16 protein-coding genes are annotated in these 14,295 nt (G+C 38.4%); 3 read left to right on the top strand and 13 right to left on the bottom strand.

Features of this window, described 5'->3' with window-relative positions; all coding sequences use genetic code 11:
• Positions 1 to 114: 114 nt before the first annotated feature.
• The 6 genes from sdaAA to ACE418_RS08515 all read right to left on the bottom strand — a co-directional run bounded on the left by sdaAA (position 115) and on the right by ACE418_RS08515 (position 6,599).
• On the bottom strand, positions 115 to 990 hold the full coding sequence (sdaAA, locus tag ACE418_RS08540; protein ID WP_416450211.1) for an L-serine ammonia-lyase, iron-sulfur-dependent, subunit alpha: 876 nt from the start codon (positions 988 to 990) through the stop codon (positions 115 to 117).
• 12 nt (positions 991 to 1,002) lie between these two features.
• Positions 1,003 to 1,662, bottom strand: a complete 660-nt coding sequence (gene sdaAB, locus ACE418_RS08535; protein ID WP_416450210.1) for an L-serine ammonia-lyase, iron-sulfur-dependent subunit beta — start codon at positions 1,660 to 1,662, stop codon at positions 1,003 to 1,005.
• Positions 1,663 to 1,716: 54 nt separating this feature from the next.
• On the bottom strand, positions 1,717 to 2,958 hold the full coding sequence (locus ACE418_RS08530) for an LL-diaminopimelate aminotransferase (RefSeq protein ID WP_416450209.1): 1,242 nt from the start codon (positions 2,956 to 2,958) through the stop codon (positions 1,717 to 1,719).
• Positions 2,959 to 3,119: 161 nt separating this feature from the next.
• Complete coding sequence (locus ACE418_RS08525) at positions 3,120 to 4,466, bottom strand: alanine/glycine:cation symporter family protein (RefSeq protein WP_416450208.1); 1,347 nt, start codon at positions 4,464 to 4,466, stop codon at positions 3,120 to 3,122.
• A gap of 13 nt (positions 4,467 to 4,479) precedes the next feature.
• Entirely contained in the window at positions 4,480 to 5,793 is a 1,314-nt protein-coding gene (locus ACE418_RS08520) for an alkaline phosphatase family protein (protein WP_416450207.1), read from the bottom strand.
• Positions 5,790 to 6,599 (bottom strand): DeoR/GlpR family DNA-binding transcription regulator, encoded by an 810-nt coding sequence (locus ACE418_RS08515; protein ID WP_416450206.1) that lies wholly within the window; start codon positions 6,597 to 6,599, stop codon positions 5,790 to 5,792. The genes ACE418_RS08520 and ACE418_RS08515 overlap by 4 nt, the downstream gene beginning before the upstream one ends.
• A 214-nt stretch (positions 6,600 to 6,813) precedes the next feature.
• On the opposite strand from ACE418_RS08515, the gene ACE418_RS08510 reads away from it, so the two are divergent.
• Positions 6,814 to 8,154 (top strand): MFS transporter, encoded by a 1,341-nt coding sequence (locus tag ACE418_RS08510; protein ID WP_416450205.1) that lies wholly within the window; start codon positions 6,814 to 6,816, stop codon positions 8,152 to 8,154.
• A gap of 423 nt (positions 8,155 to 8,577) precedes the next feature.
• On the opposite strand, the gene ACE418_RS08505 is transcribed toward ACE418_RS08510, so the two are convergent.
• From ACE418_RS08505 to ACE418_RS08485, 5 genes are all read right to left on the bottom strand, one after another.
• Complete coding sequence (locus ACE418_RS08505; RefSeq protein ID WP_416450247.1) at positions 8,578 to 8,814, bottom strand: hypothetical protein; 237 nt, start codon at positions 8,812 to 8,814, stop codon at positions 8,578 to 8,580.
• Positions 8,815 to 8,824: 10 nt separating this feature from the next.
• Positions 8,825 to 8,995, bottom strand: coding sequence for a hypothetical protein (locus tag ACE418_RS08500; RefSeq protein ID WP_416450204.1), 171 nt, complete (start codon positions 8,993 to 8,995; stop codon positions 8,825 to 8,827).
• A gap of 379 nt (positions 8,996 to 9,374) precedes the next feature.
• Positions 9,375 to 9,668 carry a hypothetical protein gene (locus ACE418_RS08495; RefSeq protein ID WP_416450203.1) on the bottom strand — a complete coding sequence of 98 codons (294 nt, stop codon included), beginning with the start codon at positions 9,666 to 9,668 and terminating at the stop codon, positions 9,375 to 9,377.
• A gap of 317 nt (positions 9,669 to 9,985) precedes the next feature.
• Positions 9,986 to 10,192 carry a hypothetical protein gene (locus ACE418_RS08490; RefSeq protein WP_416450202.1) on the bottom strand — a complete coding sequence of 69 codons (207 nt, stop codon included), beginning with the start codon at positions 10,190 to 10,192 and terminating at the stop codon, positions 9,986 to 9,988.
• Positions 10,193 to 10,274: 82 nt separating this feature from the next.
• Complete coding sequence (locus ACE418_RS08485) at positions 10,275 to 10,571, bottom strand: hypothetical protein (RefSeq protein WP_416450201.1); 297 nt, start codon at positions 10,569 to 10,571, stop codon at positions 10,275 to 10,277.
• Between the two features lie 396 nt (positions 10,572 to 10,967).
• On the opposite strand from ACE418_RS08485, the gene ACE418_RS08480 reads away from it, so the two are divergent.
• Positions 10,968 to 11,771 (top strand): gluconate 5-dehydrogenase, encoded by an 804-nt coding sequence (locus ACE418_RS08480; RefSeq protein WP_416450200.1) that lies wholly within the window; start codon positions 10,968 to 10,970, stop codon positions 11,769 to 11,771.
• Positions 11,772 to 11,854: 83 nt separating this feature from the next.
• Here the strand turns inward: ACE418_RS08480 and ACE418_RS08475 are convergent, their stop codons facing one another.
• Positions 11,855 to 12,553 carry a helix-turn-helix transcriptional regulator gene (locus ACE418_RS08475; RefSeq protein WP_416450199.1) on the bottom strand — a complete coding sequence of 233 codons (699 nt, stop codon included), beginning with the start codon at positions 12,551 to 12,553 and terminating at the stop codon, positions 11,855 to 11,857.
• Positions 12,554 to 12,817: 264 nt separating this feature from the next.
• Entirely contained in the window at positions 12,818 to 13,186 is a 369-nt protein-coding gene (locus ACE418_RS08470; protein ID WP_416450112.1) for a RidA family protein, read from the bottom strand.
• A 316-nt stretch (positions 13,187 to 13,502) separates the two neighbouring features.
• On the opposite strand from ACE418_RS08470, the gene ACE418_RS08465 reads away from it, so the two are divergent.
• Complete coding sequence (locus tag ACE418_RS08465) at positions 13,503 to 14,228, top strand: CaiB/BaiF CoA transferase family protein (RefSeq protein ID WP_416450198.1); 726 nt, start codon at positions 13,503 to 13,505, stop codon at positions 14,226 to 14,228.
• The last annotated feature ends 67 nt before the right edge of the window (positions 14,229 to 14,295 follow it).

The following is a 14,295-nucleotide window of genomic DNA, read 5'->3' as shown; positions in this document are numbered from 1 at the left end:
TCAATTTTATATCCATTTAACAAGTAAGCAATAGTGCTGATAAGCTTTAATAATGTTGAATTTATAAAAATTGCCTTGAAAGCATAAGAACTTACTCTTTCAAGGCATATCATTTTACATTTTTTCTAATTTTCTTGCTATTTTTTTCCCAGTTTCAGTATGTGCCAATCCGCCTTCAGATGTCTCTTTTAAAGCTACTGGCATCATACGACCAATTTCTGCCATAGCGCTAATCACCTCATCGGGTGGAATAACACTACAAATTCCAGATAAGGCCATTTCAGCAGCACCTATAGCCATTATGGCCAAACACGCATTGCGTTTTACGCAAGGAACCTCCACTAACCCAGCAACAGGATCACATGCTAATCCTAAAGTATTTTTCATACACAAAGCCATTGCTTCTAATACAACCCGATCGGATCCACCAGCTAATTGTGCAGCTATAGCAGCTGCCATAGCTGCTGCAGTCCCACATTCAGCCTGACATCCTCCAACAGCACCAGCAACAGATGCATTCCGAGATACAACAGCCCCAATGCCAGCAGCCATAAATAAAGCATCTACATTTTCTTTTTGCGATGTCTTAAAGTATTCACTCATCGCCATAAGTACGGCTGGTACAATGCCACAAGAGCCAGCTGTAGGGCATGCAACTATTCTAAACATTTTTGCATTTGCCTCGCTAACAGCCAGTGCATATATAGCAGCTTTATGCGATATTGTTCCTAAAAGATTAATTTTAGAACATAGTAATTTATTTGCATCCCCTCCAATCAATCCACTAACGGAACGTTCCTTATCTAAAATTCCAGCATCGATAGATTCACGAAAGACTTTAATCCTCGATAACATAATATGGTATAAAGCCTCTCTACTTAAATTTGACATTTCAAGTTCATGATTAATTACAACTTCTGCCATACGAATTTGATGTTGTTTTGCTATTCGGTAGAGTTCATCCAAAGTTCTATACGTATAACTATACATCAACAAAGCCTCCTATAATGGTTTTAATACAACAACATTTGCAATGGCAGGAATCGCTCGAATGCGTTCAACCATTAATTGAGCTATAGGGCTATCAGTACAAACAATCATTACTGCCTGATTGTTTGTACCATCACGGAACACCTTCATCGTTGATACATTAATTTTTCCTTTAGCCATAATACCTGTTACTTGCGCAATAATTCCCGGCTGGTCATGATGAAATGTAATTAAAGTATTTTCCTCCCCAGAAAGTGAAACTTTAAAACCATTTATTTCTATTATTTCAATCTTTCCACCTCCCAAGGAAACTCCTAAAATTTCTATTTTACCTCCTTTTTCCCCTATCAACTCTATCCGCACAGTATTAGGATGTTCCACGTCTTCGTCAGAACATTTTAAAGTAAAATTCAAACCACGTTGTTCGGCTATCATAAAAGAATTCCTTAAATCAGTGTCCTCTGGCGATATCCCTAAAATTCCCGCAACTAAAGCTTTATCAGTTCCGTGTCCTCTATAAGTTTTAGCAAAAGATCCATAAACCGTAATCACAGCAATTTTAGGATTTTCTTCCAATATTTTTCTAGCCATCATTCCGATACGTGCTGCACCAGCTGTATGTGAACTAGAAGGCCCAATCATAATCGGACCAATAATGTTTAATATACTCATTTTCCCTCGCAATTAATGATTATAAAACGCATCTTTTGCAATATAGTAAATAACCTATTGCAAAAGATGTAAATCACGAATACGTTTTATCGCTTGGATCGTATTTTCTCTTGTTCCAAAAGCTGTAAGTCGAAGATACCCTTCACCATGTGGGCCAAATCCCGATCCCGGAGTAGTAACAACATTTGCATTTTTCAAAAGCAAATCAAAAAAATCCCAACTCTTCATATTATCAGGAGTTTTTACCCAAGCATACGGGGAATTAGTAGCTCCATAAACTGTAAATCCAGCTTCGCTCAATCCATCTCTTATAATCTGTGCATTTTTCATATAATATGCCACATCTTCTTGACATTGCCTATATCCTTCTTCAGTATAATATGCTTCTGCAGCTCGCTGTACAATATATGGTATACCGTTTGTAAAAGTACTTTGGCGACGATTCCAAAACGAGTTTAAAGTTAAATGAGTACCATCTTTTTTATATGCCATACATTTCTTAGGCACGATAACATAAGAACAACGTATGCCAGTAAATCCAGCACATTTAGAATAAGAACGCAATTCAATTGCTACATCTTTTGCTCCTTCGATTTCATAAATACTATGAGGAATATTCTTTTCCGTAATATATGCTTCATAGGCAGAATCATATATAATAATAACCTTATTTTTCTTTGCATATTCAACCCATTTTTTCAACTCTGTTTTTGACATAGCCGTTCCCGTCGGATTGGAAGGATTACACAAGTAAACGATATCAACCTTCTCTTCGGGAGGTAAGGGATTAAAATTATTTTCCGGAGAGCAAGGTAAATAAACCACTCCATCATAAGAGCATTTTTCATCATTCCATTCCCCGGTATGCCCAAACATAATATTAGAATCAAGGTATACAGGATAAACAGGATCAGTTACAGCAATTTTAACATCATCACTAAAAATTTCTTGAATGCAAGCTGCATCCGTTTTAGCTCCATTACTAACAAATACTTCATCTAAATCTAGTTCTATTCCTCTTTTATTATAGTCCCCCTTAATAATGGCTTTACGTAAAAAATCATATCCTTGTTCTGGGCCGTAGCCACGAAATGTATCAGCATGACTCATCTCTTCAGCAGCCTTATGAATTGCTGATATAACGGCTGGTGCAATTGGCCGTGTAACATCTCCAATCCCTAGACGAATAATATTTGCTTCGGGATTTTCTCTAGAAAAAGCTTCCACTTTTTTTGCAATTGCAGCAAAAAGATAATTTCCTTTAAGTTTTAAATAATTTTCATTTACATAAGCCATAATAGCCCTCCTATTAAATGATAAATATTAAGTATTATAGAACACTTAGATAAATTACAAAATATCTGAATAAACTCATCAATTCAGCCTGTTTATTATTTTAACTATCTGAATTTTTATAAATGAATGCTCAGATGTATTAATGTTTATACATCTATCTATTATATATACTTATTCTTAGGATTTAAAAATTCTTTAGTTAACTTTCTTACCTTTATAGATAATACAGCTAACCCAAGTATATTGGGAATAATAAGTAACCCCAATGCAATGTCCTGTATAGACCATACCAAACGAATAGTACCTATACAACCAATTGCAATAAGTATAGGAAAAATATATCGGTATATACCATCCCATTCTTCTTTTTGTAAAAAAGTTAAACTAACATGACCAAAATACCATTGATTCATAATAGATGTCCCTGCAAAAAGGATTAAACTAAAATACATGAAATATCGCATGCCTGGCATTATTGAATCAAATGCTACCGCCGTTAAAGTTACCGCATTACTATTTAACCTTGCAGAATCAGTCAATAAAATCACGATGCCAGTTGTGCTACAAATTAAAAAAGTATCTACAAAAACTTCAATTACACCATAAAATCCTTGACGTACAGGATGATCCACTTGTGCAGCTGCATGTAATACAGGTGCTGTGCCTTCACCAGCTTCATTAGAATATAATCCACGTGAAATTCCATATCTCATAGCTTCTTTAGCAGTATACCCTAATGCCGCACCGCTACCTGCTTGTAAAGAAAAAGCATCTTGAACAATATGCAAAAACATTCCAGGAACTGCTTCTATATGGATAAGCATAACTATAAAACCAACTAAAAGATAAGTTCCTGCCATAAAAGGAACAACTTTTTGAGCAACATTGACTAGCCGTTGAAATCCCCCAGAAACAATAAAAGACATAAGAAATCCCAATAATACAGCTGTAATCCAAGTGGGCACATGAAAAGCTTCTATCATAATTTGAGAAATTGTGTTTGATTGAATTAAAGTGCCTCCACAATTTTGGATAAACAAGAAAACAGCCACAGCCATACCAACCTTTTTCCAGCCTAGTCCATTAGCTATGTAGTACATAGAACCACCAGTTATATTTCCATCTTTGTCATACCCATGGTATTTCACCCCCATAACGATTTCGCTAAAAGCAGTTGCCATACCAAAAAAAGCTGCAAACCACATCCAAAATAAAGCACCATCACCACCCGCTAAAATTGCGGTTGAGACCCCAACAATATTTCCGCTTCCTACACAACTAGCTAGAGAAGCACATAGAGATTGCCATGATGAACAACCCTTTTGCTCTTTTGAAAATCGTCGTGAATATTTTAAAACACCTTTGGGAATAAGAAACAAACATCGCAATTGAATACAACCTGTCATAATGGTACATAACCCGCCTAGCCCAAGCAGAGCAAATAATAACCAATCACTCCAAATAAGAGCTGCTATATATGCCGCTACAGATTCTAGATTTGCCATCATGAGAAAACCTCTCTTATACTAAAACATTTTTACCTTCTGCATCAGGAAGCAAAGCTCCCATCAGAAAAGCCAATGTAGGTGCCACATCAATTAATCGTAAAGTATCTATTTTTTTTGAAATAATATTGGGTCCTGCAATCATGAATGACGCAAACATTTCCGGGAAATCTTCATTATATCCATGTTGGGCTTTTTGGACCAAATCTGTACGCAAATAAGCTCCCTGTGTATCTTCTCTTATTTCATAGCCTTTTTTAGAAATAATTACGTAATCAGCATCAGGAAAACCTCCCCGTTTTCGTGCTTCATCACCTGTTAAGACTGATGCAATTCCAGACTTTTCATCATATACTAATTTTTTTAAAAGTGTGGCAAGTTTTTCCTTCACCCTTCTATCATTACGATCATGTATATGAATTTCTGCAATACCACCTGCCCTTTGGCAATATACATCCCAAGCTATTACATTGCCTTTTTCATCTATTTTTAACAATCCTGCCTGTTGCAATAGCACATTTGAAAAAATATTATAAGTATTATCTAAAGTTCCATGATCTGAAACAACGCACACAACCAGATTTCCATTCGTTACTTTTTGAGCACGTGTAATTAATTTTCCAATCATAGAATCAATTTTTTCCAAACTATGCGCAGCCTCTTTACTATATACTCCATATATATGCGCATTTTCATCAAAACTCGCAAAGTAAGTAGAAAGGAAAAACGGTTTTTCTGATTGTACAGGCGCTAATTTATTATTTAACATCCATAAGGCTGACTTGTACCGTTGTTCATCTCCATGATTAGTTAAATCAAGGCCACCCGCATAGGTACCAATATCATTTTCCATTTCTAAAATCAAGCCTTGTGGTTTAGAAACTGCATCAATAAATGCACTATCTAATTTTGATCCATCCCACCAAAATTCCGGAGCAATATAATCCCCATTGGCTCCTAAAGATGTTGGAAAAGCAACACTTCCAACAATATAACCGGCTTGTTTAGCAGCTTCCCATAAGGTTTTTACTTTATGAGTTGCAAACCAATTCCAAGCACCTTTATGCTTCTTTTCTGGATCAAATAACATATTATTGGCAATACCATGTGTTACCGGATTAGTTCCTGTAATCATACTTTGATGACAAGGATACGTAAATGGTGGAAACACGCTCTTCATTCCATGAGTTGCAATGCATCCATTTTTCATAAAATATTCAGTAATAAACGGTAATGACACATCCAGTTTCTCCTGGTTTAATAAAAATTCTGGTTTTAAAGCGTCAACAGAAATCAATATAACATTGGGTTTATTGTTAACCATATTCATTTACTATCTGCTCCTTCTGGCAATGCCACAATTATTTTTACACCAGCATTTTCAAACTTCTCTTTTTGTTCCTTATCAATATTCACATCTGTAATTAGCTTAGAAATTCTATCAATGCCACACATGCGAACCAAAGAATTGATTCCCAATTTTGTTGCATCAGCAATAACAATGGTTTTATCCGCAGCCTCCATAAGCTGATTCTGGATAGGAATTTCATCCATTCGTTGATAAGTAATGCCAGCTTCAACAGAAATGCCACAGGTCGTTAAATAAAAAGTATCAATGTGAATTTTCGAAAAATCTAAGTTAAGAACCCCTGCTATAAAAGCTTTTTCATCATCTCTATATATACCTCCAGTTAAAATCAGTTCGATTTCAGGAGCATCAGCTAATTCATTGGCTATGGCTAGAGAATTCGTAACAACTGAAAGAAAATGAAATTTCCCCTTTATTTCTTGAGCTAGAAGCAAAGCAGTAGTACCAGAGTCCAATGCAATAATTTGTCCATCATGAATAGTTTTTGCAGCTTCCTTAACGATATCTTCTTTATATTCATATTGTTTCATTTTACGTTTATCGAAAGATACGTATGAATTATTTTTTTTCAAAGAATCCTGTGTATTAGATATCTTCATAGCCCCTCCGCGAATACGTTTCAGAAGACCTTTTTTTTCCAATGCAATTAAGTCACGCCGCACTGTTTCTCTAGTTGTTCCCATCATTTTACTCAGTCCATAAGTCTTTACAATAGCCTTCTCATCTAAAGCCTTCAAGATGACATGATAACGTTGTTCCGATAGCATAAAATCCTCTCCTATGTGTCAAATCTAATTGCTTATGTTATCGTATCACTAATCGCTATTTTTCGCAATATTTCATTGGTCGTTTTTTTGCATTTTTTATTATATTTGCCATTATTTTACACTTTTTGTCTTGACATGCCATATTTTTGCAATTATACTAAATGTGTCAAATCTTAATTGCAAACAAATTAGTTATTCAAAAAAGAAAGGTGAGATGAATATGAGTGCAAATATAATCAATGTAAATCAAGAAAATCTAGAAAAAAAACCTGAAAAATTTTTAGGATTTGAAAAAAAATGGATTTCTTTTGGTACTTTGTTATTAGGTGCTGGTACGATTTATAAATTAGGATCTTTAAAGGATGCTTTTTATGTACCTATGCAACAATTTATGGGATTATCTCATACACAAATTGGTAGTGCCATCAGTATTGCCGGATTAATTTCAACTTTTGGCTTCTTAGCATCAATTTATCTTACCGATCGAATTTCCAAACGAATCATGTTACCAATAGCCTTATTAGGTATCTGTCTATGTGGTATATGGTTATCAACCTTTCCCTCTTATGATGTCTTTGTCTTAATCTACTGTCTTTTAGCGGTTTGTGCAGATATGCTTTATTGGCCTACTATGTTAAAAACAGTACGATTACTAGGTACCCCCGAAGAACAAGGAAGAATGTTTGGAATTATGGAAGCAGGCCGTGGGTTAGTAGATACAATTGTAGCCTTTTGTGCTCTGGGCATCTTTTCTGGCCTAGGTAGTACTGAATTTGGCTTACGTGCTGCCATTTTATTCTATGCATTTCTCCCTGGTATCATTGGTATAATTCTATATTTCTTGCTTGAGCCCGATGAAGGCGCTCAAGATTCAATGCAAGAAAAACATTTAAGTGCCAATCAACAAGCTTGGAAAGGGGCAATACAAGCTATAAAAAATAAAAACATCTGGTTAGTATCTTTAAATATTTTTTTAGTATACAGTGTTTATTGTGGTCTAACTTATTTTATTCCATTTCTTAATCAAGCATATGCATTACCGGCTGCTCTCGTCGGGGTTTATGGTATTATTAACCAATATGGTCTAAAAATGTTTGGTGGACCTGTAGGTGGCATTATTTCTGACAAAGTACTTCATTCCCCTACAAAATTTTTACGGCTAGGCTTTTTAGTTGCTGCTGTAATCCTTGTTATTTTTACTTTCCTTCCTTATGAGTCTCTTGGTCTTTGGAGTGGTATCATTATCACACTGGTTATTAGTGCTAGCGTTTACTGCATGCGTGCTATTTTCTTTGCCCCAATGGATGAAGTAAATGTGCCACGAGAAATCACCGGAGCCGCAATGGCCATGGCTTCATTCATCGGCTATCTTCCTGGTGCATTTATGTATGCAGTTTACGGATTCATTCTCGACTCTTATGTAGGCATTCAGGGTTATAGAATTGTTTTTACAATAATGGCTGTTTTTGCTATTTTAGGAGTTTTGCTAAGTACCTTTATTATTCATAAAGCAGGCTTAAATATAAAGCAGATGCAAAATAATCTTAATTCATAATTCGTAAAAAGCTCAGCTCACGTTAGATTTTTTTTATGAACTGGGGCATTAATTATTAGCTCAACAAGTACCTAAAATCCGGAGCGACACATATATGTCAGCTCCGGATTTTTATGTCAAAAACATATCATTGTGCAAAGGAATCATCGTCTCTATAATCAGAAAAAGCTTCCCCATGAATATATCAATAGCTCTAAACGAGATTCCTATAAATGGACCTAATATCATTTTTAAGTGAACGCGCTTCAGCAAATTAAAACTCAATATTAGATCAACAAAGCCAAACAGAAATAGATAGCATTGGTACTGAAATACGGTATCGCATTTTGCAGAAAAAATTCATATCGTCACATAAAATCCGTTCCCCGTAAAACAACTGGCTCGGCTAACGGCTATAAGCCTTCATTGCTAAAAGCCAGCGTCTCAAGGTGCTGGCTGATTCATCACTAACCCCCGATGTTCTTTTTCGTAGTCTTTCATGATATGCAACGTCGTGTGGATAACATCGCTACCTAAGTCTCTATACATTTTCTTGTCGCCAATGATGTAGAATTCTTTCTTGGCTCGTGTTGCGGCGACGTTCATGATATTCGGTTCATCGCCGGCCCAGCTGGCAACGCTTTTGCTTTGTTCATCGGCCCCTAATACGAGAAAGACGATGGCAGCTACTTTACCTTGGAATGTATGTACCGTACCGATATTGGTCGAGGCCCTGCGTACTGGTAAAATTAATGAACTTCAGGAGCTGAGTCAGCTTGTACGCGACATTGCGGAAAGGTGAGATGATGTAGACCTTGTCTTTCTTAGTCGGGTCGATGATTTTATGGTCTTCGGCAATCATTTCCTTTAATTTCTGCTTCAGGAATTCGCCCTATTCTTTGACATATTTGTCCACTGCTTTGCCTTTAACATCGAATCAGACCGTCTTGCCGTATTTCTTGACGCCCTGTACCATAAAGCCGTGATAGGAGATTGCGTTGGCAATGGTGACATGGAATACTGATAACGACGATGTACCTAAAGAGGGAGGCCAATCCAGGAATCTTCCTCTTTATCCGGATTGGTGTAGAAACCAAAGCGGCTGGTTGCGTCTACCAATGTCTGGATAGACGCATCATCCGAAAGGTATCGCTCACTGATTTGATAATGACGACAAAGCATCGTCAGAATGCTGGAATCGAGGGTGAGGACAGGCTTAATCTGTGACGGATTCCCAACAACTATAATCTTGCGGCTGCGCCAAATGGCACCGACGGCAGCTTGGGGCAATACCTGACAGGCTTCATCGACAAATACATAGCGCCCAATACTCCCGAGCCAATATGTTTCATCATGCGTTCAAAGCTGGTAAAGGTAGAACTAATAACGGGAATCGTTATGTTGATCCAGTTCCAGGCCGCGTTGAGGATACGCGGATTCTCTACATGATTCTTCTGGTTTTTCCAGATATTGTAAGCAGCTTTTACATTTTTCTGATTTTCGCCGAGAAACTGTTTCCGTACAGCCAGAACCAACAGAAAAAGCTTTGACTGCTTAATACGAAATTCTTCATTGAACCATAGATTGGACAGTTACAGGTCATCATAGGGCTGGTTTAAATCTAGGTCAATTATTTCCTGTTTTTCCGAATCAAGCAGTTCATTCTGCAAAGCCTGCTGTATTGATAAAAGCTTCCGGATGGCCTGATGGCAGATAATCATCTGCCTGCTCCGTCGTTCTACGGTATCCTCAGCTTCATGTAGCAGTCGTAGATTTTCAGTTCTTCTGGACTGTAACTTTCGGCATCGTCGCTTTGTGCCAATTTCTTCAGGATACCGAAGAAGTTATGTTTCTACGGGTGCCATTCCCTGATGATAGCTACGCCCGGTTCCAATTCGTTCAAAGCTCGTTGGGCATTTTCCTGCTGTTCCTGCAGCACCAGATTGAAATTTTCTACATCCTCTGACACTTCATCGAATCGCTGGGCAAACTTTTCCTGTTCGTCGTTTTCGAATTCTTTGAAATCTTCTTCGAAAGGAACTTTCTTAAAACGCCGCATATAGGCGCTTTCCGTGTAGAAGAATTTATCCTTGTCGTACTACAGGTTCCTGTCGAAATATAGGGCGAAGCTGAATTTATCGCTATAGTGGATATCTTCCCCCCCCTTTTTCTAATGTAAACTGCTGCCCGAGAAAATCGATAATCGACTCAAACTTAAAAATGTCGAAATAGATGACAAGGCCACTGTTCTTCCCAAGATGTTTTCGTTTGCTATATAATTGTATTGTATCTTTTAAGAATCGATAATAATCGCGTTCTTCCGATGCCGTACCTTCCAATTCATCGAATCGCAGGAGGTTCTTGTCACTGGTGCTGATATCGTCTTCGGACAGATGTTCTGTCATAATCCAGGCATTCAAGATTTTTCCTTTTTCCATTGGTGCCTTCCTATTTTCCTATGCTGGTAGTGAATACCGCTCGTCTGCCGTTGATGCTGTAAATCGGCGTCATCCTTCATGGAAACCTATGACGTGACCAAGAATCCCAAAATCATTATGCAAGACCGTAATATTTTCACTGGCATTCTTTGACAATTAAAATATCAAAAGACGATACCCATTTTGACCTCATTGTATCAAATTTAATTTTTTGTACAATCCACACAAAAAGAGCACATAGAAAAAAGCCTGTGCACAATTACGTGCAACAAGCTTCTCGTTCTTCGAATATACAAATCCGGATGGTTTTGCTAAAATAAAATCAATCCGTAATTCTAATTCAACCAACTCTTTCCTATTGTTTGGTATACCATTCCTATTTTCAGGAGGCTCAATATGGATTATTTAAACAATATGTTTTCTTTAAAAGGAAATGTCGCTCTCGTCACGGGTGGTTCTTACGGAATCGGCTTTGCCATTGCCAAAGCCTTAGCCCGCGCCGGTGCTGTCATTGCCTTCAACTGCCGCAGCCAGGAACACCTGGACCAGGCGATAAAGGACTATAAAGAAGAAGGCATCGAAGCTCACGGTTATATTTGCGATGTCACTGATGAAGTTCATGTGCAGCAATTAGTTAGCGATATCGAAAAGACGTTAGGAACTATCGACATCCTCGTCAACAACGCGGGTATTATAAAACGCATCCCCATGTGTGACATGACAACAGAAGAGTTCCGTCAAGTCGTCGATATCGACTTAGTCGGGCCGTTCATTGTATCCAAAGCAGTTATCCCCGGCATGATCCGGAAAGGCCACGGCAAAATCATCAACATCTGCTCTATGATGAGTGAACTAGGCCGGGAAACGGTATCCGCTTATGCCGCAGCCAAGGGCGGCCTGAAAATGCTGACCCGCAATATCTGTTCCGAATTTGGCGGTGCCAATATTCAGTGCAATGGCATTGGTCCTGGCTATATTGCAACACCTCAGACAGCTCCGTTACGCGAAAAACAGCCGGACGGCTCCCGTCATCCCTTTGACCAGTTCATCGTCTCGAAGACGCCGGCCGGCCGCTGGGGAACGACAGAAGATCTCGAAGGTCCGGCCGTGTTCTTAGCTTCCCATGCTTCAGACTTTGTAAACGGACACATCTTATATGTCGACGGCGGCATTCTTGCCTATATTGGAAAACAACCGTAATCATAAAAAGGCTGACACATCCGTCGTCATTTTGATGTGCCAGCCTTTGAGATTCACCCCTACAAACGGTTTGTAGTCTTCATTCATTTTCCCTGCAGGTTCGCCTGATTCTCCTTTTTAATCCGATTGAGATAGCGGTAAATCGTCGGTTCTGAGACGCCCAGGACATGGGCCAGGGCATAGACACTGCCTTTGAGGACGAAGAGGCCATTCTTATAGAGGTCTTCTACGACCGCCAGCCGTTCTGTTTGAGAAAGGCGTTTGGCATCGGCTGCATACGGAGACAGCGCCCTTTGGATAAGGTGCTGGATAGCATCGTCTACGGTCGGATACATACTTTCCGAAATTTCAACGCCCAAGAAATGGTCTTCTTCTTTCTTGAGGACGTTCTGCGTCATATCGTCGATACGCTTTTCAGGGTCCATCAGGATGAGGGCGTCCAGTTGTTTCCGCACATCGATATAGCGCTGGACATCGTAATTCAGACAGAGTGCCCCAATAATGTTATCTGCCTCATCGTGGATAAAGAAGGTCGAAGACCGCAGGGTATGACCATTGACACTCTTCCCATAATAATTGGTCATATATTCCTGATCCTTTTTTTTACCGACCTGCATGAGTTTCAAAATAAAATCGGTAGCGGGAGCGCCTACTTTGCGGCTGCTGATGTCACCATTGGCAATGGCGATCACCGATTCATCAGGATGGCGCAAATCGTGCAGAACGACTTCACAATCTTTTCCCAAAGCAGCTCCCAAAAAAGGTACGATACGTTTATACATCTCTAAAATAGTCACGACGTCACTTCCCTTATATATTATAAGAAAATTTTATCACAATGAGAATGTACAGGGCAAGGAAAAAGGCGCTGTCGCATAAAGACAGCGCCTTTTCACATGGGTCGCAGGTCGTTCATCATTTGTCACATTATAGCACTCTCACGATGAATGATGAACTACGAACGAAAAACTTTTAAATGGTTAATAGTTGCAAATAGTTTTAAATTTAAAGCCCTCTTCTGCAAACCACACACTTCAAACTAACAATTACACTTCTGCAATGACTTCGATTTCACAGAGGAAATGCGCCGGCAGTTCTTTAACAGCTACGCAGCTGCGGGCCGGTTTGCTGATAAATGCTTTTTCATAAATAGCATTGAAAGCGGCAAAGTCTTTCATATCATAGAGGAAGCACGTCGTCTTGACAACTTTTGAGAAATCCGAACCGGCTTCTTTGAGGATAGCAGCAATATTTTTGATAGCCTGTTCCGTCTGTGCTTCAATACCTTCCTGGAGCTTGCCGGTCTGCGGATCGACGCCAGCCGTCCCGGAAATATACAACATTCCATTCGATACCATAGCCTGAGAATAAGGGCCGATTGCCTTCGGTGCATTCGAGGAAACAATTACGTTCATAGAAATACCCTCCTGTGATAAAATTTATTTTTACTAATAAAATTTTATCACGATAATAATTGATTTGCAATGCCAAATTCATCATAAGTTAGTCAAATTCGATTAATTTTTTTATTTTTGACTAATCAGCAATTTTAACCCTCTATACGCAATAATAAAAAAACACCTAGTCATAAATGACTAAGTATTTTTTCCTAATTTCTCTTAGTCCCCATTATTAAGCCATTCTTAAATTGGCATGATTATTACATATAAATAAGTAAGCGAAATAACTTATTAAGCAAGATGGCAACGTAGAAAGGAGAATAAGAATACGATGAACGCCTTAGAAGATATTAAAATTTTAGATTTATCGAAGACCTTAGTAGGTAATTTAGCAACAATGTACTTAAAAGATTTCGGAGCAAAAGTTATCAATCTTGAATGTCCGCACATAGGAAATCCAATTCGAAAATGGGACCCGATGGACAGTGGTGAAAGTTTATTTTTTTCGTATATAAATGGAGGGAAACAAAGCCTGACCCTTGACATCAGTACAGAAGAAGGAAAATCGATTTTTAAAAAAATCATAAAAAACTTTGATGTCATTGTCGAAGATTTCGGGGCAGGATATATGGAAAAACTCGGTCTGGACTATGACCAGCTAAAAAAATACAATTCCCAATTAATTTATGCAGCATATTCCGTTTATGGTCATTCTGGCCCTGACAAATATAAACGCGGTTCTTCGTTAACAGCTCAGGCTCGTTCTGTAGCCTTAGATATGACAGGCGTCCTGGATTCAGAGCCCATAAAATCTGGTTCCTCCGTAGCTGAACACTATGCCGCTAATAATTTAGCCATCGGAATTGTTTGTTCCTTAATCCACAGACATTTTCATGCTTCAGGCCAATTTGTCGATATTGCCCTGACCGATTCGTTATTTAATTGTATTGAAGCAGCGCCGGCAGCTTATTCTACCGTCGGCGAAATCCATACGCGTAAAGGAAATTTCGACCCGTCTTGTGCGCCTTATGATACGTTTAAGACAAAGGGAGTGTAAAATAGTTTGTGTAAACCGGTTATTGCACAAATCCAATTTATCCCCCATAATTGGGTAATCAAACATT

This window comes from Megasphaera jansseni, from assembly GCF_047974155.1.
In the GTDB taxonomy this organism is placed as follows: domain Bacteria; phylum Bacillota; class Negativicutes; order Veillonellales; family Megasphaeraceae; genus Megasphaera.
This window is presented reverse-complemented; position numbering and strand designations above follow the sequence as displayed.

What these genes read in the sequence shown, in the direction of transcription:
- sdaAA (WP_416450211.1), bottom strand. Translation starts at nt 990, where the DNA reads ATGTATAGTTATACGTATAGAACTTTGGATGAACTCTACCGAATAGCA.
- sdaAB (WP_416450210.1), bottom strand. Translation starts at nt 1,662, where the DNA reads ATGAGTATATTAAACATTATTGGTCCGATTATGATTGGGCCTTCTAGT.
- ACE418_RS08530 (WP_416450209.1), bottom strand. Translation starts at nt 2,958, where the DNA reads ATGGCTTATGTAAATGAAAATTATTTAAAACTTAAAGGAAATTATCTT.
- ACE418_RS08525 (WP_416450208.1), bottom strand. Translation starts at nt 4,466, where the DNA reads ATGATGGCAAATCTAGAATCTGTAGCGGCATATATAGCAGCTCTTATT.
- ACE418_RS08520 (WP_416450207.1), bottom strand. Translation starts at nt 5,793, where the DNA reads ATGAATATGGTTAACAATAAACCCAATGTTATATTGATTTCTGTTGAC.
- ACE418_RS08515 (WP_416450206.1), bottom strand. Translation starts at nt 6,599, where the DNA reads ATGCTATCGGAACAACGTTATCATGTCATCTTGAAGGCTTTAGATGAG.
- ACE418_RS08510 (WP_416450205.1), top strand. Translation starts at nt 6,814, where the DNA reads ATGAATATGAGTGCAAATATAATCAATGTAAATCAAGAAAATCTAGAA.
- ACE418_RS08500 (WP_416450204.1), bottom strand. Translation starts at nt 8,995, where the DNA reads ATGATTGCCGAAGACCATAAAATCATCGACCCGACTAAGAAAGACAAG.
- ACE418_RS08490 (WP_416450202.1), bottom strand. Translation starts at nt 10,192, where the DNA reads ATGCGGCGTTTTAAGAAAGTTCCTTTCGAAGAAGATTTCAAAGAATTC.
- ACE418_RS08485 (WP_416450201.1), bottom strand. Translation starts at nt 10,571, where the DNA reads ATGGAAAAAGGAAAAATCTTGAATGCCTGGATTATGACAGAACATCTG.
- ACE418_RS08480 (WP_416450200.1), top strand. Translation starts at nt 10,968, where the DNA reads ATGGATTATTTAAACAATATGTTTTCTTTAAAAGGAAATGTCGCTCTC.
- ACE418_RS08475 (WP_416450199.1), bottom strand. Translation starts at nt 12,553, where the DNA reads ATGTATAAACGTATCGTACCTTTTTTGGGAGCTGCTTTGGGAAAAGAT.
- ACE418_RS08470 (WP_416450112.1), bottom strand. Translation starts at nt 13,186, where the DNA reads ATGAACGTAATTGTTTCCTCGAATGCACCGAAGGCAATCGGCCCTTAT.
- ACE418_RS08465 (WP_416450198.1), top strand. Translation starts at nt 13,503, where the DNA reads ATGAACGCCTTAGAAGATATTAAAATTTTAGATTTATCGAAGACCTTA.